The sequence below is a fragment of the Sphingomonas sp. Leaf21 genome (assembly GCF_916858675.1).
Taxonomy (GTDB): domain Bacteria; phylum Pseudomonadota; class Alphaproteobacteria; order Sphingomonadales; family Sphingomonadaceae; genus Sphingomonas.
This window is the reverse complement of record NZ_CAKASM010000009.1, coordinates 58526-84995: the sequence shown is the minus strand read 5'-3', so window position 1 is coordinate 84995 and position 26470 is coordinate 58526. Positions and strand designations below refer to the sequence as shown.

18 protein-coding genes are annotated in these 26470 nt (G+C 67.4%); 9 read left to right on the top strand and 9 right to left on the bottom strand.

Going from position 1 to position 26470, the window contains the following annotated elements:
* The first annotated feature begins 20 nt into the window (after positions 1-20).
* Positions 21-3509 (top strand): TonB-dependent receptor, encoded by a 3489-nt coding sequence (locus tag LRP66_RS09730; protein ID WP_230482331.1) that lies wholly within the window; start codon positions 21-23, stop codon positions 3507-3509.
* Between the two features lie 214 nt (positions 3510-3723).
* Here LRP66_RS09730 and LRP66_RS09725 read toward each other — a convergent pair whose 3' ends face one another.
* From LRP66_RS09725 to LRP66_RS09715, 3 genes are all read right to left on the bottom strand, one after another.
* The gene (locus tag LRP66_RS09725; protein WP_230482298.1) at positions 3724-4305 is read right to left on the bottom strand and encodes a hypothetical protein; all 582 of its coding nucleotides are present in this window, start codon (positions 4303-4305) and stop codon (positions 3724-3726) included.
* 99 nt (positions 4306-4404) lie between these two features.
* A complete protein-coding gene (locus tag LRP66_RS09720; protein ID WP_230482330.1) occupies positions 4405-6735 on the bottom strand; it encodes a glycoside hydrolase family 31 protein in 2331 nt (776 codons plus the stop codon).
* Between the two features lie 109 nt (positions 6736-6844).
* Positions 6845-8914, bottom strand: coding sequence for a phosphocholine-specific phospholipase C (locus tag LRP66_RS09715; protein ID WP_230482297.1), 2070 nt, complete (start codon positions 8912-8914; stop codon positions 6845-6847).
* A 200-nt stretch (positions 8915-9114) separates the two neighbouring features.
* Here LRP66_RS09715 and LRP66_RS09710 point away from each other — a divergent pair, with 200 nt between their 5' ends.
* From LRP66_RS09710 to LRP66_RS09680, 7 genes are all read left to right on the top strand, one after another.
* Positions 9115-9969, top strand: a complete 855-nt coding sequence (locus LRP66_RS09710; RefSeq protein WP_230482296.1) for a TorF family putative porin — start codon at positions 9115-9117, stop codon at positions 9967-9969.
* A 108-nt stretch (positions 9970-10077) separates the two neighbouring features.
* The gene (gene kdpF, locus LRP66_RS09705; RefSeq protein ID WP_037531783.1) at positions 10078-10167 is read left to right on the top strand and encodes a K(+)-transporting ATPase subunit F; all 90 of its coding nucleotides are present in this window, start codon (positions 10078-10080) and stop codon (positions 10165-10167) included.
* Between the two features lie 12 nt (positions 10168-10179).
* On the top strand, positions 10180-11883 hold the full coding sequence (gene kdpA / locus LRP66_RS09700; protein WP_230482295.1) for a potassium-transporting ATPase subunit KdpA: 1704 nt from the start codon (positions 10180-10182) through the stop codon (positions 11881-11883).
* Positions 11884-11898: 15 nt separating this feature from the next.
* Positions 11899-13935 carry a potassium-transporting ATPase subunit KdpB gene (gene kdpB / locus LRP66_RS09695; protein ID WP_230482294.1) on the top strand — a complete coding sequence of 679 codons (2037 nt, stop codon included), beginning with the start codon at positions 11899-11901 and terminating at the stop codon, positions 13933-13935.
* A gap of 12 nt (positions 13936-13947) precedes the next feature.
* Positions 13948-14520 (top strand): potassium-transporting ATPase subunit KdpC, encoded by a 573-nt coding sequence (gene kdpC, locus LRP66_RS09690; RefSeq protein ID WP_230482293.1) that lies wholly within the window; start codon positions 13948-13950, stop codon positions 14518-14520.
* A complete protein-coding gene (locus tag LRP66_RS09685; protein ID WP_230482292.1) occupies positions 14517-17186 on the top strand; it encodes a sensor histidine kinase in 2670 nt (889 codons plus the stop codon). The genes kdpC and LRP66_RS09685 overlap by 4 nt, the downstream gene beginning before the upstream one ends.
* Positions 17186-17869: a response regulator transcription factor gene (locus tag LRP66_RS09680; protein WP_230482291.1), complete on the top strand. Its 684-nt coding sequence runs from the start codon at positions 17186-17188 to the stop codon at positions 17867-17869. Before LRP66_RS09685 ends, LRP66_RS09680 begins: the two co-directional genes overlap by 1 nt.
* A 291-nt stretch (positions 17870-18160) precedes the next feature.
* Here LRP66_RS09680 and map read toward each other — a convergent pair whose 3' ends face one another.
* From map to LRP66_RS09650, 6 genes are all read right to left on the bottom strand, one after another.
* On the bottom strand, positions 18161-18922 hold the full coding sequence (gene map, locus LRP66_RS09675) for a type I methionyl aminopeptidase (protein WP_230482290.1): 762 nt from the start codon (positions 18920-18922) through the stop codon (positions 18161-18163).
* A 1-nt stretch (position 18923) separates the two neighbouring features.
* Positions 18924-19130 carry a ParD-like family protein gene (locus LRP66_RS09670; protein WP_230482289.1) on the bottom strand — a complete coding sequence of 69 codons (207 nt, stop codon included), beginning with the start codon at positions 19128-19130 and terminating at the stop codon, positions 18924-18926.
* Between the two features lie 43 nt (positions 19131-19173).
* The gene (locus LRP66_RS09665; protein WP_230482288.1) at positions 19174-19539 is read right to left on the bottom strand and encodes a YbaN family protein; all 366 of its coding nucleotides are present in this window, start codon (positions 19537-19539) and stop codon (positions 19174-19176) included.
* Positions 19540-19772: 233 nt separating this feature from the next.
* A complete protein-coding gene (locus LRP66_RS09660) occupies positions 19773-21854 on the bottom strand; it encodes a S9 family peptidase (protein ID WP_230482287.1) in 2082 nt (693 codons plus the stop codon).
* Between the two features lie 90 nt (positions 21855-21944).
* Positions 21945-23099, bottom strand: a complete 1155-nt coding sequence (gene nhaA / locus LRP66_RS09655) for a Na+/H+ antiporter NhaA (RefSeq protein WP_230482286.1) — start codon at positions 23097-23099, stop codon at positions 21945-21947.
* Positions 23100-23313: 214 nt separating this feature from the next.
* On the bottom strand, positions 23314-24348 hold the full coding sequence (locus tag LRP66_RS09650; protein WP_230482285.1) for an alpha/beta fold hydrolase: 1035 nt from the start codon (positions 24346-24348) through the stop codon (positions 23314-23316).
* Positions 24349-24877: 529 nt separating this feature from the next.
* Here LRP66_RS09650 and LRP66_RS09645 point away from each other — a divergent pair.
* Positions 24878-26389 (top strand): MFS transporter, encoded by a 1512-nt coding sequence (locus LRP66_RS09645; protein WP_230482284.1) that lies wholly within the window; start codon positions 24878-24880, stop codon positions 26387-26389.
* The last annotated feature ends 81 nt before the right edge of the window (positions 26390-26470 follow it).

Genomic DNA, 26470 nt, shown 5'->3' with positions numbered 1-26470 from the left:
CAAAGGGGGGGATGACCATGATGCGCACCTTTGCGCCTTTCACTGCCTATGCCGTTCGCGTTAACCGCCTTCTCATCGGCGCGTCTGCCGGTGCGTTGTGCATCGCCGGGCTGAGCGTGCCCGCCATGGCGCAGACCACCGGTTCGCAAACCTCGGCCGATCCGGACCAGAGCCCGAGCTCGCCGACCGGTTCGATCGCGGGACAGGGTACGGCCGGTTCGGCGACGCCGCGTACCAGCGCCAGCACCCAGGCACCCGGTTCCCAGCCGCCTGCGGGCGATGACGTCGGCAACGAAAAGGAAGTCGTCGTCACCGGCATCCGCCAGAGCCTGGCGAACGCGCAGTCGATCAAGCGCAACTCCGACACGGTCGTCGATGCGATCACCGCCAGCGACATCGGCGCGCTGCCCGACCGTTCGGTGACCGAGGCACTGCAGCGCGTTCCCGGCGTGTCGATCAGCCGCTTCGCCGCCGCCAACGATCCCGACCACTTCTCGGTCGAAGGGTCGGGCGTCGCGGTGCGCGGCCTGACCTTCGTCCGCTCCGAGTTCAACGGCCGCGACACCTTCTCGGCCGGTATCGGCGGCCAGGCGATCAACTTCTCGGACGTGCCCGCCGAACTGCTCGGCTCGGTCGAGGTGTACAAGAACGCCACCGCCGAGCTGATCGAAGGCGGCCTGGCTGGTACGGTCAACCTGAACACCCGCAAGCCCTTCGACAACAAGGGCTTCCACCTCGGCTTCACCGCCGAGGGCAATTATGGCGACTTCAAGAAGAAGTGGTCGCCGACGGGCTCGCTGCTGGTGAGCGACACCTGGGACACGGGCATCGGCCGCTTCGGCCTGCTCGGCAACGTCTCCTATTCGCGCGTGCAGAGCCGCGCGGACAGCATCCGCATCACCAACATCCAGACCCGCGACAATACGCTGGCGCTGGCGGCCAATTCGACCACGGCGCAGAATTGCCGCAATCCTCTCCCCGGCACGGTCGATCAGACGACTCTGCCTGTGGGCGGCGCGAGCGGCTTTGCATGTGGTGCGACCAGCACGCCTGGTGCGGACGGCTTCCTCGATCCGGCCTCGCTGCGGTACGCCCCGATCGGCGGTCAGTTCGCGACGCAGGAGTTCGACCGCAAGCGTGACGGCATCGCGCTCGCCGGTCAGTGGCAGAGCAATGACGAGCGGACGCTGCTGACCGCGCAGTTCCTGCGCACGCACACGGTCAACAACACCTCGGAACGCACGTTCGAAACCGCGCCCGACCTGTCCGAATACGATACCTATCCGATCGGCTGTCTCCAGAACAATCTGGGGCCCGCCAATTCGACGATCGCGCAATGCCCGACCGGCACGACCAAGAACTATGCCTACGACGCGGGTGGCCTGTTCCAGTCGGGTTACATCACCGCACCGGGTAACGGCTATCGCTCGGCGTGCAGCGGCCAGGCGACGTGCTGGGTTCCGACCGGGGGCACGCAGCAGTCGCTGGCGCGCGGTATGACGCGTGACGAGAATACCGTCACCGACTTCGGCCTGAACCTGAAGACGCAGCTCGACGATCACCTGTCGATCAACATCGACGGCGACTATACGCGCGCCACGAAGACCAGCACCGATTTCCGCGTGTTCGGTTCGACCTTCGCCGATTCCGAGCTCGACCTTACGGGCAATCTCCCGGTCGTCATCCCGCACAAGCCGTCGACGCTCCAGGCGAGCTGGGCGACCCCCAATCCGACGCTGAACCAGCAGAGCGATGCGGATTATTTCGCCAACCGCAACGTCCAGTTCTGGCGTGCGGCGATGGATCATCTGGAACAGAGCAAGGGTCGCGAATACGCCTTCAAGGCGGATGTCGACTATAAGTTCGACGACGGCAGCTTCTTCACCCATGCCAAGTTCGGTGCGCGCTATGCCGACCGTGCGTCGGAAGTGCGCTACACCACTTATAACTGGGGTGCATTGTCCGAAGTATGGGGCGGCGCCAATCCGGTGTCGTTCGCGCAGTCGCCGGGTCAGTCGGAACTCTACAGCTTCCCGAATTTCTTCCGCGGGGCGACCAACGGCTCGCCGGCGGCCTATTACTACACCGGTAATCTGACCGATGGCTATCAGCAGTCGGCGGCGTATTTCCAGTCGATCGGCAAGCTGTGGCAGCAGAATGTCCTGACCGCCAACCCCAGCGCAACGCCGCCAACCGTCTGGGCCCCGCTCGCCCAGCGTGCCGGTGTCGTCGCCGGTACGCCGTATCTGCCGTCCGAAATCCAGCTGGTGAACCAGCAGGACAAGAACGCCTATGCGCAGCTGAACTTCGCGACGCCGGGAAATCTGTTCGGCAATGTCCGGATGAGCGGCAATATCGGCGTTCGCTATGTTCTGACCGACGTCACGTCGTCGGGCTCGATCGGCGCGCCGACCCAGCAGCAGACGGGCACCACCGACGCGTTCGCCAGCCGTTGCGCGCCGCAGCCGGTTACGCAGAACGGGCAGCCTGTTCTTCAGAACGGCGTCCCGCTCGTCGCGGTGCCCTCGGGTATCTGTCAGCTCGGGCAGGCCGGGTATAATGCGATCCAGCAGTTCTCGACCGGCATTACCACGCCCGACACGGCGCACAGCCAGTATCATTACTTCCTGCCCAGCGCGAACCTGAAGTTCGGGATCGGGCGCGACGTGGTGCTGCGTCTGGCGGCGTCGAAGGTCATGACCCGTCCGGATTTTGCGAATATCCGCAACTTCCTGCAGCTGGGTTTTGACACCAACAGCGGCCAGATCACCGCCACGGCGGGCAATCCCTATCTGAAGCCCGCGACCGCATGGCAGTTCGACGCCACCGTCGAATGGTATTTCGCCCGCGTCGGTCAGCTGTCGGTCGACGTCTTCTACAAGTCGGTAAAGGACTTCTTCTATCAGTCGCTGACCAACCGCACGATCACCAGCAACGGCATCACACAGACGGTGCTGGTCCGTGGTCCGTCTAACTATGACGGCACCGGCAAGATCAAGGGTGTCGAGGTCGCCTATCAGCAGACCTTCGATTTCCTGCCGGGTCTGCTCAGCGGGTTCGGCGCAAGCGGGAGCTATACCTATATCGACAGCTCTGGCCTGCCCAATTCCTATCTGAACGGCGGCGCGCCCGCGAGCACCTCGAACATCAAGCCGGGCAATATCCCGCTCGAGGGCCTGTCGAAGCATACCGTGAACGCGGCGCTGTTCTACGAGAAGGGACCGGTCTCGCTGCGTGCGGCGTATAACTGGCGCTCGAAGTATCTGCTGACCCCGGCGGACGTGATCTTCCCGTACACCTCCATCTATCAGGATGCGGGCGGGCAGTTGGACGCCTCGGCGTTCATCAACCTGAACAAGTATCTGAAGATCGGCGTGCAGGGCGTGAACCTGGCCAATCAGGTCATCAAGACCGAGCAGGCCTATATCAGCGGTTCGACCGCGACCGCCCCGCGCTCGTACATCGTCAACGATCGCCGCTTCTCGTTCGCGCTTCGCGGAACCTTCTGATGCGGAGGTGAGGGTCGGAGCCTTCGGGCTCCGGCCGAAAGGTGACCGAACGAAATACCGCCCGCGTCCCGAAGGGGAGGCGGGCGGTTTTTGCTATGGGCTGTACCCTCATCCCCCGTTCAGTTCGACTTCGCTCGGTGCGAACGGGGCGGGGGCGAACAGGCTCTTGTTCGCGAAACGGGCGGGACGACGCTAGGCCGCCCCGGCCGTCATATCAGTTGTGCGGCAGCTTCGACCGATCGAAATTCGGCCCCAGGTCGAGCAGGAACGCCGGGCCGACCTCGATTACCTGCTTGGCGCCCGCCAATTGGACCGAGATGTTCGCCTTGCCCGCCGCGAAGGCCTGCGCCGCGACACCCGTCACGAAATAGCGCTTCCACGTCGATCCCACCTGCACCGGCTCGCTCGCGATCGGGGTATAGGGCGGCTCGGAGCCACCCATGCCGACCGGTATGGTCACCGTCTGGCCCTCGGCGGCGGCGGGCGCGCGCAGGAAGACCATGGTCATCAGCGTGTCGCCCACGGCGATCGGCTTGACCGTGGGATAGGTGACGCCGCTGTCCCATGGGTTGGCCCCGGCGCGCGCGACCTTGATCTGCACCGCATTGCCGCCGGGCACGTCGGTCGCCGGAACCTGCTTGGCGGTCTGGTTGGGGCCATAGGGCGTCCAGCCGATTCCGGGTGTGTTGATGGCCTTGTCGAAGATACTCGGCTGTGCCGCCGCGCTGGGCGCACCCGCCTGGTCCGTCGTCGCCGCAGGCAGCGCGGCGGTCAGCATCAGCATCCATCCGATCATGTGGCTATTCCCTCCTCTCGGCCGGATTATCCCGGTCCGTCGAATCGATTGTAACGCTCCCAAAATGGCTGCCAAGCGCTATTTTACAGCGCCTTGGCCCTATTGTCCTATGATCTTGACCAGCGGTTCCGCGGCCTGTCCCGACGGCAGGCGCCCGCTTGCGGAGAGGCGGCGCGCGGTGTCGTCCCAGCGCAGCGTCGCGCTTCGTCCGCCGGTCTTGCGATAGGCGTTGCTGGAGCCGTCATCGTCGTACAGCGGGAAGGCGGCATCGCGGCCGGGATAGACGCGGATGCTCTCCAGGCTCTGCGCGGTGGCGGTGCTGGGCACCTGCACGCCCATCGGCACGATCGAACCGGCGCGGACGAACAGCGGGATATGGTCGATCGGGGCCGCCGCCTCGATCCACTGGCCGCCGGTATAGCGCTTGTCGGTCCACCAGTCATACCAGTCGGTGCCGCCCGGCAGATAGACACGGCGCGACGTCTGTCCCTGTTCGGTCACCGGCGCGACCAGGAAGGCGGGGCCGAACATATATTCGTCGCCCAGCGTCTTGACGGTCGGATCGTTGGGGAAGTCCATGAACAGCGCGCGCATGAAGGGCGCGCCGGTCTGGTTCGTCTGCCGCCCCAGTGCATAGATATAGGGCATCAGCGAATAGCGCAGCCGCAGCGCGCTGGCGAGGATCGGCTCGGCCGCCGTGCCATAGTCCCACAGCGCGGTGCCCGGCCGCTGGCCATGGATGCGCAGTGTCGGGGTGAAGGCGTTATACTGGAACCAGCGGACGAACAGCTCGGGATAGTCCCGGTAGGACGGCGCCATCGCGGTCGCACCCGCCGGATCGACCAGCACGGGATGCTGCGCCTCCGGTCCGCTCGGCCATTGCCAGCCACCCGTGTCGCTCGACCAATAGGCGATGCCGCTCGCGGTCATGCCGAGCCCTGCGGGCACCTGCCGCCGCAGCGCCTCCCAGTTGGACTGGACGTCCGACGACCAGAACAGGCAGCCATTGGCCTGTGTGCCCAGATAGGCGGCGCGACACAGGATGACGTTGCGCATGTCCGGCCGGTCGCGCGCCGAGCCTTCCGCGACGCTGGACGTATGGAGCAGCGGATAGACGTTGCGGTAGCGATCGCCCGAACCGATGGCGTAGAAATGCCCCTCCGGCACCAGATCGGGCTCGGTCTCGTCCAGCCAGGCATAGTCGAAGCCCTGGGAAAAGATGTTGTCGCGGATCTTGCCCCAGAACCAGGCGCGCGCGTCCGGATTGGTGCTGTCGATCAGCGCGCCCGCGCGGTCGGAGCGGATCGGCAGGCCGTCGACGGGATTGCCGTCCTTGTCCTTCATCAGCCAGCCCTTGGCGGCGAGCGTGTCGTACCAGCGGCTTTCACGCTCGAAGCGCGGCCAGATGCTGATGATGCTGTGCATCCCCATTGACTTGAGATGCGCGTTCATGCCCGCGGGATCGGGGAAGGCGGTGCGGTCGATGTCGAGCTGCCCCATCCGCGTCCAGTAGAACCAGTCGAGCACCATGATGTCGAGCGGCAGGCCACGCTTGCGATAGCCGTCGGCGACCTCGGTCAGCTGGCCCTGGGTTTCGTAGCGCGCCTTGCTCTGGATAAGGCCGAAGGCGGCCTTGGGCGGCAGCGGCGTCGCGCCGGTCAGCCGGGCGTATCCGGCATAGAGTTCGTCGGTGGTCTTGCCCGCTATGACGAAGAACGACACCCGCTCGCCGACGTTGGACGCGAATTTGGTCGCGTTCATGAGGCCCGGCGAGACGGTGGTCGCGGACGGGTTGTCCCACAGGATCGCATAGCCCTTGTCGGTGACCATGAAGGGGACGCAGACGGACTCGCCGCCGGGGCGGTCGTAATCATGGCGACAGTCGATCGTCCGCCCGCGCAGGTCCAGCACGCCGTCCTGGAACTGACCGAGCCCGTAATAATGGGTGTCGAGCGTATCGGAGAAGGTCGCACCGGCGCGGAACGTCTTCTCGCCAGAGACGGTGTGCGGCGCCATCTCCCAGCCGTTCATCCTGGTCAGCGGCTTGCCGTCCGCACCCGCGAAGCTGATCGAGACGGGGGGCAGCGAGGGCGCGAAGTAGCGCTCCATCTGGCTGGGGGGCTTGGGCCATGGCTGTGCGTTGACGGTCACCGTCATGCCGGGCGAGGCGAAGATGTCGCCGGTCGTATCGGTACGGTGCGACCAGCCGCCATTGTCGCTCTTCGCGATCAGGCCATAGCCGGGCTTGCCCTCCGCCTCCGCCCGGTCAGTGGCGATGGTGACGCGGACGATTCCGGGGGCATAGGGCTCGACCGAGACGAGCGCGCCGTTGCGCTCGACGGTCGCCAGCGGATCGGCGGCCAGCGCCGAGGGGGCAACACTGGCCAAGAGAGCCGATGCGGCGACGGCCCAGCGCCGCCCACCCGTCATCACCGCCGCGCGCGCCATGCCCCGCATCAATCCATCCCCCATTAAATAAAGCGTTTTGTGTGAACGCTACCCTATCGCTGGTGCCGCGATGGGGGAAGGGGAAATGGCGTCAGGCGCGAAACGGGTCGCTGACGGTCGCACGGCCGGCGCGGTCATGCCGCCCGGCCAGCCGGAACCGGTATCGCGGGTCGCTCGCGCGGGTCAGGGTCAGGTCGTACCAGCCCAGCGAAGCGTCGAGCGGCCAGTGATGGCGGCCGGGCTTCAGCGGCGCTGGCGACGGGGCGGCGTTGCCCGGTTCGCGCCGAACCATCCTCAGATCGCCGAGCGTCGCCGGGACGAGCAGCGTGACGCCGCTGTCGTCGACGGATGCCTCGACCGGCGCGACCGACGCGCGGGCGGCGAAATGGCGGTGAAAGCCGTTGGGGCCGAGGATCCAGAGGTCATGGCCGATGGCGGTATCGGTGGGCCAGACATGGTCCACCGCTGTCCCCGCCGCCAGCGTGAAGCGGTGCGGCGCCTGGGTCAGCGCGTTGCGGTCATAGACATGGAACACCGCGCCTGCTCCCTCCGCCACGAAGCGAAGCCGGACACGGTCCGGATCGGCGGCCTGGGTCACGGCCAGACGATAGGGAAGGGGGCGCGAGCGGCGGATCCCGGTTTCCTGCTCGGGCGCGCCGACGAGGGCGGGGGCGTCGGGGCTGACCTGTCCCGGGATCGACGCGGCCCGCGCCGCCGTCTTGCGCGGGTCGGGCAGGCGGGGCGGCGGCGCGTGATCGGTGGCGGCGAAGTCGAACGCGCTGGTCAGGTCGCCACAGACCGCGCGCCGCCACGGCGATATATTGGGTTCGTGAAAGCCGAACCGCGTCTCGAGGAAACGGATGACGCTGCTATGGTCGAAGACCTGCGAATTGACCCAGCCGCCCCTGCTCCAGGGTGAGACGACATACATCGGCACGCGCGGCCCCAGGCCATAGGGGCGGCCGCGATAGGCGGGCTTGTCGACATCCGCGTCACCGCTCGACGGCACGTCGTGATATTCGCCCACAAGGTCGACCGTCGACGCCCCCAGCAGCGTGCCGTCGGCCGCGCGCGACGGCGCGGCGGGCGGTGGCACATGGTCGAAAAAGCCGTCATTCTCGTCGAACATGACGAACAGCGCGGTCCGCGCCCAGACCCTGGGATCGGCGGTCAGCGCGTCGAGCACCTCGGCGGTATAGGCCGCGCCCTGGGCCGGACTGGAGGGGCCCGGATGCTCGGACCCGGCGGCGGTCGCGATGATGTACGACACCTGCGGCAGGCGGCCCGCGAGCACATCCGCCTTCAGCCGGTCGAGCCCCCGTGTGGTCAGTGCCCGCTCCCTCAGGGCCGGGTCGCCCCGGCCATGATACGCATCGCGATACGCCTTGAAACCGACCAGCGGATTGTCGGTGAAATTGTCCGCCATGTCCTGGTAGATGCGCCAGTCCACGCCCGCCGCCTGCATCCGCTCCGGCGTCGTGGTCCAGCGATAGGGATCGGCCGCACCGCCATTCTCGACGAAGCTGTCATGCGAATTGGCGATCGCCGGGCCGCCCGCCCGTCCGCTCGGATCGTTGGTGCCGCTCCACAGGAACAGCCGGTTGGTGTTGGTCCCGGTCTGCACCGCGCAGTGATAGGCGTCGCAGATCGTGAACGCCTCGGCCAACGCGAACTGGAAGGGCAGGTCGGCGCGGCCGTAATGACCCATGGCGCGCTGTTGCTTGACCTCGGGCCAATGGCCCATCCGCCCTTCGTCCCAGGCAGCCTGCGCGTCGGGCCAGCTATGGGGCGTGCCCTTCATCCGCATCAGCGCGAAATGCCGCTCGGTATCGAGGCGGAAGGGGGAGACGAGGCGCGGGCCATCCGCGGCGCTGCGATCCATCTGTTGCCAGACGGTGCGGGGGGCTTCGCCAGGCGCCGTCGGGCTGAGGGGGATTGGGAAGCGGTCACCGAATCCACGCACCCCGCGCAGCGTGCCGAAATAGTGATCGAAGCCGCGATTCTCCTGCATCAGGATGACGACGTGGTCGATGTCGCGGATCGTGCCGGTTCGCCGATCGGGCGCGATCGCGGCGGCTCGCGCGATCGCCGGGGGCAACGCGGCGGACCCGGCGAGCATGGCCCCGGCAGAGAGGAGGGAGCGGCGGGAGAAGGTGACCATGCCCCGCCATGGCGGACATGTTTGACCGGAGCATGACGCACCCCCGATCCTCCCCGTGCCGGAGGGAGCAGAGGCGCCACTATACGCCGTCTATATGCGAAACCGGGCAATCGCTCTCGCATTGCTACGCTGGCCAAGCCTAATTGCCCGGCCCTGGAGGTCGCCCATTTGTTCGCGGCGGTCTTTCCATAGGGGCATATATGAAGACCATCACCTTTTGCGCCGCCACGGCGCTGTTCGTGTTTCCCGCCGCCGTTTCGGCGCAGAGCGCGGCGGAGACCGCACCGCCGCCGCCCGTCACGGTCAGCGGATCGGTCGCCCTCGCATCCGACTATCGCCTGCGCGGCATCTCGCAGTCGGACGAGCATATGGCGGTGCAGGGTGGTCTGACCCTGACCCACGAAAGCGGCGTCTATGTCGGCACCTGGGCATCGAACCTGGCGGGGTGGGGCACGTTCGGCGGCGCGAACATGGAGCTGGACCTGATCGGCGGGTACAAGACCAAGATCACGCCGAACGGCACGCTCGACGTCGGACTGACCTGGTACATGTATCCGGGCGGCGCGAACAAGACCGACTATGCCGAACCCTATGTCAAGCTGTCGGGCACGACCGGCCCCGTCTCGCTGACGGCGGGCGCCGCCTACGCGCCCAAGCAGCAGGCGATCGGCAAATGGTACGACAACGGCGCCAGCGCGGCGGCGGGTGTCTATGACCATCCCGGCGCGAAGAGCGACAATCTCTATCTCTGGGGCGACGGTGCCGCCGCGATCCACGGCACGCCGATCACCGCCAAGGCGCATGTCGGCCATAGCTGGGGCATGAACGGCCTGGGCCCCAACGCCACCGCTCCGACGCCGACCGGCGATTACTGGGACTGGTCGCTCGGCGCGGACACGACATATCGCAACCTGACGCTGGGTCTCGCCTGGGTCGATACCAGCATCTCCGACCGTGACGCCGCCTATCTGCGGCCGAGCTTCAGCAAGGGGCAGGACGGCACCGGCAATATCGCGGGCAGCACCTTCCTCGCCACTCTCACCGCCGCATTCTGAGGAGCAGGGATATGGACGATCTGATCTGGTTGCTGGTCATGGCCGGGCTGGTGGCGGCGACGCTCGCCTATGCCCGGCTCTGCGACCACGCGTGAGGGGGCTGAGACCATGACCCTCGACCTCTGGCTGGCGGCGCTGACCGCGCTCGGCCTTCTCGTCTATCTGGTGGCGGTGCTGATCCGCCCCGAACGCTTCTAAGGGGGCGGCATCATGACGCTTCAAGGATGGGCCCTGATCCTGGGCTTCGTCGCGATCCTCCTCGCGCTGACCAAGCCGGTCGGCGCGTGGCTGTTCGCACTGTATGAGGGGCGGCGCACGCCCCTGCATGTCGTTCTCGGTCCCGTCGAGCGCGGCTTCTACGCGCTGTCGGGTATCGACCCGGACGCCCAGCAGGGCTGGCGGCGCTACGCGCTGCACATGCTGATCTTCAACGTCGCGTTGATGGTCCTGACCTATGTCGTGCTGCGCGCGCAATATTATCTGCCGGGCAACCCGCAGGGGCTGGCCGGGCTGACCCCGCATCTGGCGTTCAACACCGCGATCAGCTTCACGACCAACACCAACTGGCAGAGCTATGGCGGCGAGTCGACCATGTCGAACCTCAGCCAGATGCTGGGCCTGACCATCCACAATTTCCTGTCGGCGGCGACCGGCATCGCGCTCGCCTTCGCGCTGTTCCGCGGGTTCGCAGGGCGCGAGACGAAGAATCTCGGCAATTTCTGGGCCGATATGACGCGCATCACCCTGTACCTGCTGCTGCCGATCTGCGTCGTCTATACCGTGTTCCTGATCGCCAGCGGCGTGCCGCAGACGATGGCGGGCGTCGTCAGCGTCGACACGCTGGAGGGCGTTCGCCAGTCGATCCTGCTCGGCCCCGTCGCCAGCCAGGAAGCGATCAAGATGCTCGGCACCAATGGTGGCGGCTTCTTCAATGCCAACAGCGCGCATCCGTTCGAGAACCCGACCGCGCTGACCAACCTGGTCCAGATGCTGTCCATCTTCGTCATCGGCTTCGGCCTGACCTGGTGCTTCGGCAAGGCGGTCGGCAACACGCGCCAGGGTTGGGCGATCCTGTCGGCGATGATCCTGCTGTTCCTGGGCGGTGCGGCCGTCTGCTACTGGGCGGAAGCGGCGGGCAACCCCGTGCTGCACCAGCTCGGCGTGGCCGGTGGTAACATGGAGGGCAAGGAGGTCCGCTTCGGCGTCGCCGCCTCGGCGCTGTTCGCGGCCGTCACCACGGCGGCATCGTGCGGCGCGGTCAATGCGATGCACGACAGCTTCACCGCGCTGGGCGGCCTGATCCCGCTGTTCAACATGCAGCTGGGCGAGGTCGTCATCGGCGGCGTCGGCGCTGGCATCTACGGCTTCCTGTTGTTCGCCATCCTGGCCGTGTTCGTCGCAGGGCTCATGGTCGGTCGTACGCCCGAATATGTCGGCAAGAAGATCGAGAGCCGCGAGGTGAAACTCGCCGTCCTCGCCATCGCCGTCCTGCCCTTGTTCATCCTGGGGATGACGGCTCTGTCCTGCGTCACGGGGCAGGGGCTGGCCGGGCCGCTCAACAAGGGGCCGCATGGCTTTGGCGAGATCCTCTATGCCTTCACCAGTGCGGTGGCGAACAACGGCTCGGCCTTTGCGGGCCTGACCGCGTCGACCCCCTGGTATGACGGCCTGTTGGGCGTCGCCATGTGGGTGGGCCGCTTCTTCATCATCGTGCCGATGCTCGCGATCGCGGGCAGCTTGGCGGCGAAGAAGCATGTCCCCGCCTCGGCCGGTTCCTTCCCGACCACGGGCGTGTTGTGGGTCGGTCTGCTCGTCGGCATCGTGCTGGTGCTGGGCGGCCTGACCTTCCTGCCGAGCCTCGCCCTTGGTCCCATCGCCGATCATCTCGCGATGATCCGCGGTCAACTCTTCTGATCGGGAGCGCCAGTCGTGGCCAATTCCCCTACCAAGAGCCTGTTCACCGCCGAGCTCGTGCTCCCGGCGATCAAGGCGTCGTTCGTCAAACTCAACCCGCGTGAACTGATCCGCAACCCGGTGATGTTCGTGACCGCCGTGGTCGCGGCGCTGCTGACCGTTCTGCTCGTCGTCGGGCATGACGGGCTGACCACCGGCTTCAAGCTGCAACTGGTCGTCTGGCTGTGGCTGACCGTGCTGTTCGGCACCTTCGCCGAAGCCCTTGCGGAGGGTCGCGGCAAGGCGCAGGCGGCAAGCCTGCGCGCCGCCAAGGCCGAACTCACCGCCAAGCGGCTGAAGGGCGCTGGCCAGGAGTGGGAGAGTGTCCCCGCCAGCGCGCTGAAGATCGGCGATGTGGTGCTGGTCGAAACAGGCGACCTGATCCCCTCCGACGGTGAAGTCGTCGCCGGTGTGGCCAGCGTCAACGAAGCCGCGATCACCGGCGAGAGCGCGCCGGTGATCCGTGAGGCGGGCGGCGACCGTTCGGCGGTGACGGCGGGCACCCGCGTCATCTCCGACGAGATCCGGGTGCGCGTCACCGTCAATCCGGGTCAGGGTTTCCTCGACCGCATGATCGCGCTGGTCGAGGGCGCCGAGCGGCAGAAGACGCCGAACGAGGTCGCGCTGACCATCCTGCTCGTCGGGCTGACCATCATCTTCCTGATCGCGGTCGGCACCATTCCGGGCTTCGCGTCCTTCGCGGGCGGCAGCATCCCGGTGGCGATCCTGGCGGCGTTGCTCATCACCCTGATCCCGACGACCATCGCGGCCTTGCTGTCGGCGATCGGCATCGCGGGCATGGACCGTCTGGTCCGCTTCAACGTGCTCGCCAAGTCGGGCCGTGCGGTCGAGGCGGCGGGCGATGTCGACGTGCTGTTGCTCGACAAGACGGGCACCATCACCATCGGCGACCGTCAGGCGAGCGAGTTCCGCGCCGTCGGTGGCGCCGATGTCGACGCGCTGGCCGAGGCGGCGCTGATGGCCAGCCTGGCCGACGAAACCCCCGAAGGTCGCTCGATCGTCGTCCTGGCGCGCGAGCAGTTCAAGGTTGCGATCGCCAGCCTGCCTTTCGATGCGGAGATCATCCCCTTCACCGCCCAGACCCGTATCTCGGGCGTGCGGATCGGTGAACGGCTGATTCAGAAGGGCGCGGTCGACTCGATCCTGCGCGCCCATCCGGGTGTCGGCGAGACGGCGGCGGCGACGCAACTCCGTCGTGTCACCGACGAAATCGCCCGGGCCGGTGGCACTCCGCTGGCGGTGGCCGAGAATGGCCGCCTGCTGGGTGCCATCTTCCTCAAGGACGTGGTCAAGGCGGGCATCCGCGAACGTTTCGGCGAGCTGCGCCGCATGGGCATCCGCACGGTGATGATCACCGGCGACAACCCCCTGACCGCCGCCGCCATCGCCGCCGAGGCGGGCGTGGACGACTTCCTCGCCCAGGCGACGCCGGAGGACAAGCTGGCGCTGATCCGTCAGGAACAGCAGGGCGGCAAGCTGGTCGCGATGTGCGGTGACGGCACCAACGACGCGCCCGCACTGGCGCAGGCGGACGTGGGTGTCGCGATGAACACCGGAACCCAGGCGGCGCGCGAAGCGGGCAACATGGTCGATCTGGACAGCGATCCGACCAAGCTGATCGAGGTCGTCGGCCTCGGCAAGCAGCTCCTTATGACGCGCGGGGCGTTGACGACCTTCTCGGTCGCCAATGACGTCGCGAAATATTTCGCGATCATCCCGGCGATGTTCGTGGCGCTCTATCCGGGCCTGGGCGTGCTGAACGTCATGGGGCTGGCGACGCCGCAATCCGCGATCCTGAGCGCGATCATCTTCAACGCGCTCATCATCCCGCTGCTGGTTCCGCTGGCGCTGAAGGGCGTCGCCTACAAGCCGATGGGGGCGGGGCCGCTGCTGGCCCGCAACCTCGCCGTCTATGGTCTGGGCGGCCTGATCGCGCCGTTCGTCGGCATCAAGATCATCGACCTTGTGGTCGGTGGCCTCGGCCTCGCATAAGGAGTTCACATCATGGGTAAGGATTTCACCTCCGCTTTGCGGCCCGCGATCGTGATGACGATCCTGTTCGCCGCGCTTCTCGGGATCGCCTATCCGCTGGCGATGACCGGGATCGGCCAGGCCATCTTCCCGCATCAGGCGAATGGCAGCTTGGTGGAGGTCGGCGGTCACGTCATCGGCTCCGAGGTCGTGGGCCAGGCCTTTGTCAGCGATCGCTATTTCCAGACGCGGCCCTCGGCGGCGGGCAAGGGTTATGACGGGCTCGCCTCGTCGGGCTCCAATCTGGGGCCGACCTCGCAAGCCCTGGCGGATCGGGTGAAGGCCGACGTCGCCAGGCGCCGTGCCGAGGGCGTGATGGGCGACATGCCCGCCGACCTCGTCACCGCCAGCGGCTCGGGACTCGACCCCGATCTGTCGCCCGAGGCGGCGCAGGCGCAGGCGCCGCGCATCGCCCGCGTCCGCGGTGTGGGCGTCGAGCAGGTCCGCGCGCTCGTCGTCGCCAAGACCGAGGACTCGGTGTTCGGCGACCCGCACGTCAACGTCCTCGCCCTCAACCGCGCGCTGGACGCAACGCCCGCGCGATGACGGGAGGCGAGCCGCGCCCCGATCCGGATGCCCTGCTTCGCGCCGCCGAGCGCGAGGGGCGCGGCCGCCTGAAAATCTTCCTCGGGGCAGCACCCGGCGTCGGCAAGACGTTCGAGATGTTGTCCGAAGGGGCCGCACGACGGCGCGACGGTGTCGATGTCGTCGTCGCGGTGGTCGAGACGCACGGCCGCGTCGAGACCGAGGCACTGGTCCGGGGGCAGGAGGTCATGCCCCGCCGCGCCGTCCCCTATGAGGGGCGGACGCTGCATGAGATGGACCTCGACGCGGTGCTGGAACGCGCGCCCCGCCTCGCATTGGTCGACGAGCTCGCCCACACCAACGCGCCGGGCAGCCGCCACCCCAAACGCTATCAGGATGTCGAGGAGCTGCTGGCGGCGGGGATCGACGTCTATTCGACGGTCAATATCCAGCACGTCGAGAGCCTGAACGACGTCGTCGCCAGCTTCACCCGCGTCCGCGTGCGCGAGACGGTGCCCGACCGCATCCTGGAGGCCGCCGAGATCGAGGTGGTCGACATTCCGCCCGACGAACTGATCGAGCGGTTGAAGGCAGGCAAGGTCTATCTGCCGCAGGAAGCGACGCGCGCGCTGTCGCATTTCTTCTCCAAATCCAACCTGTCGGCGTTGCGCGAACTGGCGCTCCGTCGCGCGGCGCAGGCGGTCGATGCGCAGATGCTCGACCATGTGCGCAGCCTTGGCGTCGGCGGGCAATGGGCGGCGGGCGAGCGGCTGGTCGTCGCGGTCAGCGAATTGCCCGGTGCCGACGAACTGGTCCGCGCCGCCAAGCGCGCCGCCGATGCGTTGCGCGCGCCCTGGACCGCCTTGTTCATCGATACGCCGCGCACCGCGACCCTGGGCGAGGCGCAGCTTCGGCGGCTGGCGGCGACGATGACGCTGGCGACGCAGCTCGGCGCGGCGGTCGCGACGGTGCCCGCGCCCAGCGTGGTCGAGGGCATCCGCGCCTTCCTTACCGATGCGCGCGCCACGCAGCTCGTCGTCGGCAAGGCCAAGCGATCGCGCTGGTTCGAGCTGCGTCACGGTTCGGTGGTCGACCGGCTGGTGCGCGAGACGCCGGGCGTCACCGTCCACGTCCTGCCCGTCGGCGAAGCCCCGGCCGACCCGCAGGACCGGCGATGGCGGCGCGGGCAATGGGGCTCGCCCATCGGTTATGCGCTGACCATGCTGGCGGTCGTCGCGATCACCGCGATGGCGAGCGCGCTGTTCCACATCCTCGACCTCGGCAATGTCGCTCTCCTGTATCTGCTGCCCGTCATGGCGGCGGCGAGCCTTTATGGCCTGCGGACCGGCGTCTTCGCGGGGATCGCATCGAGCCTGGCCTATAATTTCTTCTTCCTGCCGCCCGTGGGCACGCTGAGCGTCAGCAATCCCGAGAATGTCATTTCCATCTTCGTGCTGCTGGGCGTGGCCATCGCGACCAGCCAGTTGACCTCGCGCGTGCGGGCACAGGCCGATCTCGCGGCGGCGAGCGCGCGCGACAATGCGACGCTGGCCGGGTTCCTCCACCGGCTGAGCGGGCTTGCCGATCCGGCCGAGGCGGCGCGGGTGATCTGCGAGGATATCGCACGGCTGTTCGAGGTGCAGGCCGTGCTGCTCACGCCGTCCCCCGCTGGTCTGGCGGTCCAGGCGGCGACCAAGCCCGATTATCGGCTGGAGACGATGGAGATGGCCGCCGCGCACTGGGCGTTCGATACGGGCGCACCCGCGGGCAAGGGGTCGGCGACGCTGGCGGCGTCCGAATGGCTGTTCCAGCCGCTCAAGGCGGGCGAGCGGGTGCTGGCCGTCCTCGGGCTCGCGCGGGAGACGGGGGGAGAGCCGGTGCGCGCCGATCGCCTGCCGCTGCTGACCGGGTTGATCGACCAGGCCGCGCTGGTGCTGGAGCGATTGCGGCTGGAGGCGGAGGTGCGCGACGTCGATGCGGTGCGTACCCGCGACCGGCTGCGCGCGGCGCTGTTGTCGTCGGTCAGCCATGATCTGCGCACGCCGCTGACCGCCGTGATGGCCGCCGCCGGGCAGTTGCGACAGGGGGCGACGCCCGACCTGATCGCGACGATCGAGGGGGAGGCGGCGCGGCTCAACCGTTTCGTCGCCAATCTGCTCGACATGGCGCGCGTCGAGGCTGGGGCGCTCAAGCTCAAGATCGAGGCGATCGACCTCAGCGACGCGGTGACGGGGGCCGCGCATGACGCCCGCCGCGCGCTGGAGGGACATGCGGTGCGGCTCGACGTGCCACCCGACCTGCCGATGGTCCGGGCCGATCCGCAATTGCTGCATCACTGCCTGCTCAACCTGCTCGACAATGCCGGGCGCTATGGCGATCCGGGCACCGAGATCGTGATAGAGGGACGGCATCGCCATGGGATGCTGCGGCTGTCGGTGCTCGACCACGGCCCCGGCCTGCCACCGGGTCGTGAGGGCGAGGTGTTCGAGACGTTCCGGCGGCTGGAAGGTTCGGACCGGGTGATCGGCGGCACCGGCCTCGGGCTCGCCATCGTCAAGGCCTTTGCCGAAGCGATGGGGTTGAGCGTAGAGGCGGGCAATCGCGAGGACGGCGACGGCGCGGCATTCGCGCTGTGCTTTCCGCGACATCTGATCATGCGCGATGGCGCGCCGGAGGGAATGGCCTGATGCCAGCGACGATCCTGGTGGTGGATGACGAGGTCGCGATCCGCCGCCTGCTGCGCAATACGCTGGAACAGGCCGGGCACCGCGTCGTCGAGGCGCGCGACGGGCGCGAGGCGCTGGCCCATGCGGCGGCGGAGCATCCGGATGCGGTGCTGCTGGATCTCGGCCTGCCCGATCGTGACGGTCTGAGCCTGATCCCGCTGCTGCGCGGGCCGGCACGGGTCGTGCTCGTGGTCTCGGCGCGCGAGGCGACCGAGGAGAAGGTCGCCGCGCTGGATCTGGGCGCGGACGACTATGTCACCAAGCCGTTCGACAGCGAGGAACTGCTCGCCCGGCTGCGGGTCGCGCTTCGCCACGCGCGTGCGGCGGAGTCGGCGCCGAGCGTGGTGCGGACCGGCGACCTGGCGATCGATCTGGACCGGCGGCTTGTCATGCGCGGGGCCGAGGAACTGCACCTGACGCGCAAGGAATATGACGTACTGGCGATCCTCGCGCGGCATCCGGGTCGGGTGGTCACGCATGACAGGATCATCGACGCTGCCTGGGGCGGGGACGAGGACCCGCGCATCGATTACCTGCGGATCGTGGTGCGCAACCTGCGCCAGAAGCTGGAGGCGCCCCAACCCGTGGGCAGCGTCATCGCCAACGAACTGGGTGTCGGCTATCGGTTGCGGGTCGACGCGTGAGCCAATCGCCCCGGCCTTAACTGGGATGACGGGCCCTAGGGCCGGATCGACATTCAGCCTATTCTCCCCTCTCCCCTGGACAGGGGAGAGGGTTAGCGAAGCTTGCCAGCGTGCTGGCTAGCGCAGCTTGGGTGAGGGGTTGAGCAAGCCTTCGGCTCGCGCGCTCTTCGAGCGCATCACCCCTCACCCAGCTCCGACGAGGCCTTTGCCACGCAAAGACCAAGTCTGCGCAACCCTCTCCCCTCTGCGAGGGGCGAGGGAAGGACAGGCATAGTTCAATGTCGATCGGCCCTAGAACGTCTCTCCCGCTCGCAGCGTCAGGACCTCGACCCCGGTCCGCGTCACGGCCACCGTATGCTCGAACTGTGCCGACAGCTTGCCGTCGTCGGTCACCACCGTCCAACCATCGTCGGCGGTCGAGCATTTCCGCGTGCCCTGGTTGATCATCGGCTCGATGGTGAAGGTCATCCCCTCGCGCAGCACGTCGCCGGTGCCGGGGCGGCCGAAATGCAGGACATCGGGTGCCTCGTGCATCTCGCGCCCGATGCCGTGGCCGCAATAGTCGCGGACCACCGAATAGCCGCTGGCCTTGGCGTGCTTCTCGATCGCGGCGCCGACATCGCCCAGCCGCGCGCCGGGGCGGACCTGCCTGATTCCCCGCCACATCGCCTCCTGTGCCACGCGGACCAGCCGCCTGGCTCCGGGCGAGACGGTGCCGACCATATAGGTCTTGCTGGAGTCGGCGATGAAGCCGTTCTTCTCGAGCGTGATGTCGAGATTGACGATATCCCCGTCGCGGATCACGTCCTCCGCGCTGGGAACCCCGTGGCAGACCACCTGGTTGATCGAGCTGTTGAGCACATAGGCGAAGCCATATTGCCCCTTGCTCGCGGGCCGCGCCGCCAGGTCCTGGGTGATGAAACGTTCGACCAGATCGTTGACCGCCAGCGTCGACATGCCCTCCAGCGCGACGCGGTCGAGCATTTCGAAGACTTGCGCGAGCAACCGTCCTGAGCCGCGCATCAGCGCCAGTTCGTCGGGGGTCTTCACCATGTCAGGCGACTTGCGGCTGAGGCAGCGACAGGTCGGCCATGGTCATCTGCCCGCGCACGATCTCGTGGAAGGTGAGGCCGGGATTGGCCTCTGCCAGCATGCCCATCTTCATCCAGAACTCGGCCTGCGCGTTGATCGAGCGGCACATGACCGCACTGGCGCGACGGATATCCTCATGCAGGTCGTCGGCGATTTTTACGATACCCATATATGAACCGTATATGCTTCGTATAGCGGCGGTGCAAGGCCGATCAGGATGGCGCGGTGGGGCGGCTGAGAACGAAGGCCGCGCAACTGCCGATGATCGCGGCAACCAGCAGCGCCAACGGCCAGCGCGGCGTGGCGCTGAGCAGGAACAGGCCGTAGCCCAGCGCCATGCCGCCGCACGCCATCACCTTGCCGCGAACGCCGATCGCGCCGTTCCGTCGCCAGGCCCGCAGGACGGGGCCGAAGCGGGGATGGTCGAGCAGCCACGCCTCGAGCCGTGGCGACGAGCGCGCGAAGCAGCCCGCCGCCAGGATCAGGAAGATCGTCGTCGGCATCAACGGCAGGATCGCCCCGATCACGCCGAGCGCGACGAACAGGCATCCCAGGGTGAGCCAGCCGAGCCGTATCATCGCACGGGCGTAGCGGCGCGCATGGCCGGGGGGAAGGGGGGCGTGAGGCGGAGGGGGTAGCAGGTGGCAGGCGGGCCTCGCCACCGATCCCACCCCCTCCCGCAGGCGGGAGGGGGAAGGGGGGAGGGCCTCGCCACGAGCGACGTCGCCGGTGGCTTTCCCTCCCCCAACCCCTCCCGCCTGCGGGAGGGGAGTGAGAAGGGCAGCGCGCGGCCAGCTTTATCCGCCGGACCTTATCGCCCCGCCACCCCGAGCTGCGACAGCATGAAGGCCTGCCACTCGGCATTCTGGCGGATCCGCTCGAACCGCCCGGACTTGCCGCCATGCCCGGCTTCCATGTTCACGCGGAACAGCAACGGGTTGGCATCGGTCTTCTTCTCGCGGAGCCTGGCCACCCATTTGGCGGGCTCGTAATATTGCACCTGGCTGTCCCAAAGGCCGGTGCCGACATAGAGCGCCGGATAGGCCTTTGCCGCGACATTGTCGTAGGGCGAGTAGCTGAGCATGTAATCGTAATAGGGCTTGTTCGCCGGATTGCCCCATTCGTCATATTCGAAGGTGGTCAGCGGGATCGAGGCGTCGAGCATCGTCGTCACCACGTCGACGAACGGAACCTGTGCGATGATCAGCTTGTAGTCCTGCGGCGCCATGTTCGCGACGCCGCCCATCAGCAGACCGCCCGCGCTGCCGCCCATCGCCGCGACCCGGCCCGGCGCCGCATATTTCTGCGCGACCAGATAGCGGGTGACATCGATGAAGTCGGTGAAGCTGTTCTTCTTGTGAAGCAGATGGCCGTCATCATACCAGCCGCGCCCCATTTCCTGGCCGCCCCGGATATGCGCGATGGCATAGACCACGCCCCGGTCGAGCAGCCCGATCCGCCCCGCATCGACCGACGGATCGGTGGAGATTCCGTAGCTGCCATAGGCATATTGGAAGAGCGGCGCGGTGCCGTCGCGCTTCACGCCCCTGCGATAGACGAGGGATACGGGAATCCGCGTCCCGTCGCGGGCGGGCGCCCAGACCCGTTCGGTGACGTAGAGGGACGGGTTATAGCCGGGCACCGGCGTCACCTTCAGCGTGCGACGCGCGCCGGTGCGGGCGTTGATCTCATAGGTGGTGGTCGGCGTGACGAGCGAGCCATAGGTGTAGCGGACCCAGGGCGTGTCCGGCTCCTCGTTGGTCGACAGGCCCATGCGATAGGCGGGCTCGTCCGCCTTGACGGGGATGGACTTGCCCGCATCGGTGAGCAGGCGGATCATCCGGTTGCCGCCCTCGCGCTGGTCGATCGCGAGGAAGCCGTTGAACGGCTTGAAATCCTCGATGAACACCGTGTCGCTGCCGGGCACCAGGTGGCGCCAGGCGGCAACACCGCGCGCCGCATCGCCATCGGCCAGCGTCGCCAGCTTGTAGTTCTTCGCGCCCCGGTTGGTGCGGATGATCCAGCGGCCGCCGAGATGGTCGGCGCTGTAGCGGAACTCCCGCTCGCGCGGCGCAAGGACCGTGAAGGCGGTCGGCGCGTCGGCGGCGGCGCAGCGCTGCTCGTCGCTGACCGTGCTCGAGACGCTGATGCAGATATGGCGGTCGTCGGTGGTCCGCCCGACCCCCATGTTGAAGGTGTCGTCCTTCTCTTCGTACAGCATCCGGTCCGCGCTGACCGGCGTGCCCAGCAGATGCGCCATCACCCGGTAGCCGCGCAGCGTCGTCGGGTCCTTGGCGACGTAGAGCAGCGTCTTGTTGTCGGCGGCCCAGACGATGTTGGGCTCGATGTTGGTGATCGTGTCTTGGTACACGCGGCCGGTCGCTATGTCCTTCACCTTCAGGACATATTGCCGCCGCCCGACCGTGTCCTCGGCCCACGCGACCAATGTGTTGTCGGGACTGACCGACCAGTCGGACAGCGCGAAGAAACTATGGCCCTTCGCCATGCTCGGCTGGTCGAACAGGATCGCGGCGGGTGCCGTCTCGCTCCCTCGACGCCGTTCGATCAGCGGATAGTCGGCGCCGGTGACGAAGCGCGACGAATACCAATAGCCGTTCTTCAGATAGGGAACGCTGCTGTCGTCCTGTTTGATATGCGCGACCGTCTCGTCATACAGCTTGGCCTCGAGCGGCTTGAGCGACGCCAGCTGCGCATCGGCATAGGCGTTCTCGGCATTGAGATAGGCGAGCATCTCCGGGTTCTTGCGGGTGTCGTCACGCAGCCAGTAATAATCGTCCTCGCGCGAGCCGTTGGGCGAGGTGACCTGGAACGGCTTCTTGGCCACGACCGGCGGCGTCGCCTGCTGCGCCGGGGCGGGCATGGCCAATGCCATCAGACTCGTCGCTGCCAACCACCGCATCATCATGCCCCCTCAAATTCCGATGTGGGGAGGATGGCCGCGCCGGGGAATGCAGGCAAGCGCTTATCGGCTGGCGCGGCGAAGGATGGCGAATCCCAGAATGCCGGACAGCAGCGATCCCGCCAGCACGCCCAGCTTCGCCTCGGCCTGAAGCAGCGGGTCACCAGGAAAGGCGAGCAGGGTGATGAAGATGCTCATCGTGAAGCCGATACCGCAAAGCAGCGCGGTGCCGAACATCTGGGTGCGGGTGGCATGGGCCGGTGCGTCGGCGAGGTCGAGGCGAACGGCCAGCATCGTCATGCCGAAGACGCCCGTCACCTTGCCCAGCACCAATCCTATGCCGACGCCGAGCGTCACCGGCGACACCCAGGCCTGGACCGGCAGGCCGAGGATCGGCACCCCGGCATTGGCGAGCCCGAAGAGCGGGACGATCAGGAACCCGACCGGCCGATGCAGCGCATGTTCCAGACGGTGGAGCGGGCTGTCACGCGTATCCGCCTCGCAATCGGGACGCGCGGGGGTGCGGGTCATCGGGATGGTCAGTGCGAGCAGGACGCCCGCGATCGTCGCGTGAATGCCCGACCGGATCATGAATACCCAAAGCACGACGCCAACCAGCAGATAGGGCGAAAGCCGGGTCACGCCGCTTCGGTTGAATGCGACGAGCAGCAGCAGCATCGCCGCCGCGCCGCCAAGATCGGCCAGCGACAGGGCGGTCGAGTAAAAGGCCGCGATCACCGCCACGGCGCCCAGGTCGTCGATGATCGCCAGTGCGGCCAGGAACACCCTGAGCGTCGCCGGAACGCGGTCGCCGACCAGGCGGATGACCGCCAGCGCGAAGGCGATGTCGGTCGCGGCCGGGATCGCCCAGCCCGATGCGGTGCCCCCGCGATTGAAGGCAAGGTAGAACAAGGCGGGCACGATCATCCCGCCCAGCGCCGCCAGTCCGGGCAGCACGCGTCGCGGCCAGCTCGACAATTGGCCGTCCACCACCTCGCGCTTGATCTCCAGCCCGACGAGCAGGAAGAAGACCGCCATCAACCCGTCGTTGATCCAGTGCAATAGCGACAGCGGACCCAGCGGCAGATGGAGGATCGCGGCATAGGAGTCGGCGATCGGCGAATTGGCAAGGACCAGTGCCAGCGCCGCAGCGGCCATCAGGACGATCCCGGCGGCGGTCTGCGATTCGAGGAACTGGCGGATGGCGCTGGCGCGCATGGGATTTTTCATGGCTGTGGTCCGGGCGAGGCTGATCCTCGCTGGCGGCCCGACCAACGATCATCCTGCCCGCGCTTCACCAGCGAACACCCTGCCGCGATGTCACACGGCCCGCATTCGGAGGCAATCAAATCCTCCCCGGTTAGGGGCAGGGGGGCCATGCGAAGCGTGATGGAGGGGGCGGGGCGCCCGCTATGTGTCCCCCGTCAGTGAGCTATGCGCCCTCAGCTTCCGGCGCGGGAGCGGATGGATCCGGTCCGCTATCCTCCGTCCTGCCGCGCGTACAGGCGATGCCGATCGCCGCCGCGATCAACCCGGCCGCCGCGACGCCCGCCGCGATCTTCGGCCCGCTCCCGCCGCCGGTCTCGCGGACCGCATCGCCGAACAGGTCCAGCAGGTGCCGGGTCACCGCCTCGGGATTTTCACGCTGCGGGAAATGGCCGACGCCGGGCAGTTCGACCATCGTGAACGGGCCGGTGAACTTGCCCGGCACGTCGCGCGCGGTGGAGGGCGGGTTCACCCCGTCGACCGCGCCGTGCAGGTAAAGCGCGGGCAGCGACAGCGTCTTCGTCGCCTTCACCCTGTCGGCGAGCCAGGTGCCGCGCGGATCGGGCTGCGCCTCGTCCCAGCGCGCACGGTAGCTGTGGATCGTGACGGCGGGCCAATCGGGATTGTCGAAGGATCTGGCCACGCGCTCGAACGTCGCCTCGTCGAACCAGCCGGGGGGCGACCAGTTGACCCAGTGGACATGCGCGAAGCCACGCCGGTCGTCGCGCACGGCCTGCGCCCCGCGCCGGGTCGCCATGAACCAGTGATACCATTGCCGCTGCGCCTGGTCGAAGGACGGCGTCGCCATGCCGCCCAGGCGCGGTGGCGTGCTGAGCATCGCCAGCCGCCGGACCCGTTCGGGCCAACCGATCGCGAGCGCTTCGGCCGCGTTCGAGCCCCAGTCATGGCCCGCGACCATGAACCGGTCGATGCCGAGCGCATCCATCAGCGCGATCGCATCGAGCGCCAGGATCGCGCTGTCGCCGGTGCGCGGAGCATGGTCGTAGCGGAAACGCGTCGCGCCGAACCCGCGCAACGTCGGAACCACGACTCGCAGTCCCGCCTGTGCGAGCCGGGGCGCGACCTTTGCCCAGGTCGTCGCGTCGTCGGGCCAGCCATGGAGCAGGAGCACGGCGGGGGCGTCCTCCGGCCCGTAGAGGTCGCAGGCGATGGCGAGGTGGTCGGTGGTGATCGTCGACATGCGGGGGTAACCCGCACTCTTCCGGCCCGTTCCATTGGCGATGCAGCGACCTCGGACGAGTTGGGGCGTCGGCGCGGTGGTCGTCGGATCGTCGAAGCCTAGAGGGATGCGGGCACGATATTTGAACAATTTCGTGCGGCTGCAATTGAATGCGATCGACTGGTCGGTCGCAAACCCGGTGGCGGGGCGGCTGGCCCAGGATCATGGCCAGACCTTGATCGCTCGGGCGCAATCGCGTTCTAGGCCCGATCGACATTCACCTATGCCTGTCCTTCCCTCGCCCTCGTAGAGGGAAGAGGGTTGCGCAGACTTGGTCTTTGCGTAGCAAAGGCTTAGTCGGAGCTGGGTGAGGGGTGAAGCGCTCGAAGAGCGCGCGAGCCGAAGGCTCGCTCAACCCCTCACCCAAGCTGCGCTAGCCAGCTTGGCTGGCAAGCTTCGCTAACCCTCTCCCCTGTTCAGGGTAGAGGGGAGAATACGCTGAATGTCGATCCGGCCTAGGGGGCGGGGCGCGTTAGACGAATGGACCGAGATGCGGTGGAGACGACGTAATTTGGCCTCGATGAGTGCCGACGTGAATGATGGGCTGGCCCCCGGTGTCGAGGCGGTGACCAGCGGCGCCCCCCGGTCTCAGCCTGCCCAGACCCGCGGCTACCGGGTGATCGCGCTCGTCGTCGCCTCGGCGCTGTTCATGCAGCAGCTCGACGGAACGGTACTGACCGTCGCGCTGCCGACCATGGCGCGCGACCTGGCGACCCCCGCCACCAGCCTCAGCCTGGCGCTGACCAGCTATCTGCTCGCGCTCGCGCTGTTCATTCCGGCGAGCGGGACGCTGGCCGACAAGTTCGGATCGCGCACCGTCTTCTGCTCGGCGATCGGCATCTTCCTGCTCGGCTCCATCCTGTGTGCCCAGTCGGGGTCGTTGTCGACCCTGGTCGCCGCGCGTTTCCTGCAGGGCATTGGCGGGGCGATGATGGTGCCGGTCGGGCGGCTCGTCCTGCTGCGCAGCGTCGCCAAGGAGGATATGGTCCAGGCACTGTCCTGGCTGGTGATGCCCGCCCTGATCGGGCCGATCCTGGGGCCGCCGCTGGGTGGTTTCATCGTCACCTGGCTCGACTGGCGCTGGATCTTCTACCTCAACATTCCGATCGGCATCATCGGGATCATCGGCGCCTGGATGCTGGTGCCCGAGGTGCGCGGCGATGCGCGGTTGCGGTTCGACGTGTCGGGCTTCGTTCTCTCGGGCGTGTCGCTGGGCTGCCTGTTGTTCGGGTTCGAGCTGGCGAGCCGTCCGGGGACGGGCTGGGTCGCGCTGGTCCTCCTCATCATCGGTGTGGTGTTCGGCTGGCTGTATGTCCGCCACGCGCGGCACACGCATGATCCGATCCTGGACCCCACGCTGATGCGCGTGCCGACCTTTCGCCTGTCGGTGATCGGCGGATCGCTGACGCGGATCACCCAGGGGGCGCAGCCATTCCTGCTGCCGCTGATGTTCCAGATCGGCTTCGGCCTCAGCGCCGCCAAGACGGGCACGATCACCATGGCGGGCGCGGTCGGCGCGCTGGCGATGAAGGCGCTCGCGCCGCGTGTCCTGCGCCGCTGGGGCTTTCGGCGCAGCCTGATCGTCTCGGGACTGGTGAGCAGCGCGGGCTATGCGACCTGTGCGCTGTTCCGTCCCGACTGGCCGATCCCGCTCATCACCTTCGTGCTGGCGCTGTCGGGCTTCTTCACCTCGTTCCAGTTCACCGGCTTCAACGCGATCGCCTATGCCGATGTCGAGAAGGACCGGATGAGCGCCGCGACCAGCTTCTATGCCACCTTCCAGCAACTGACGCTGTCGCTGGGCATCTGCACCGCCGCGACCGTGCTGGAGCTGGGGACGCTGGTCGAGGGCAAAGGCGGGCCGACGCTGGACAGCTTCTCCGCCGCCTTCGTGGTGGTGGCGGTGATCTCCACCTCGGCGATCATCTGGAACCGCCGCTTCGCCCCCGATGCTGGCGCGGCGATGAGCGGGCATCGGTCGCACGGCGGCGACGACGAATGACGGATCGGTAATGTCGTTCCCGTCCAGCAACAATCCAGGATAAGGATCGTTACCGGCCATCATCCAGTTTAGGAGTAGGCC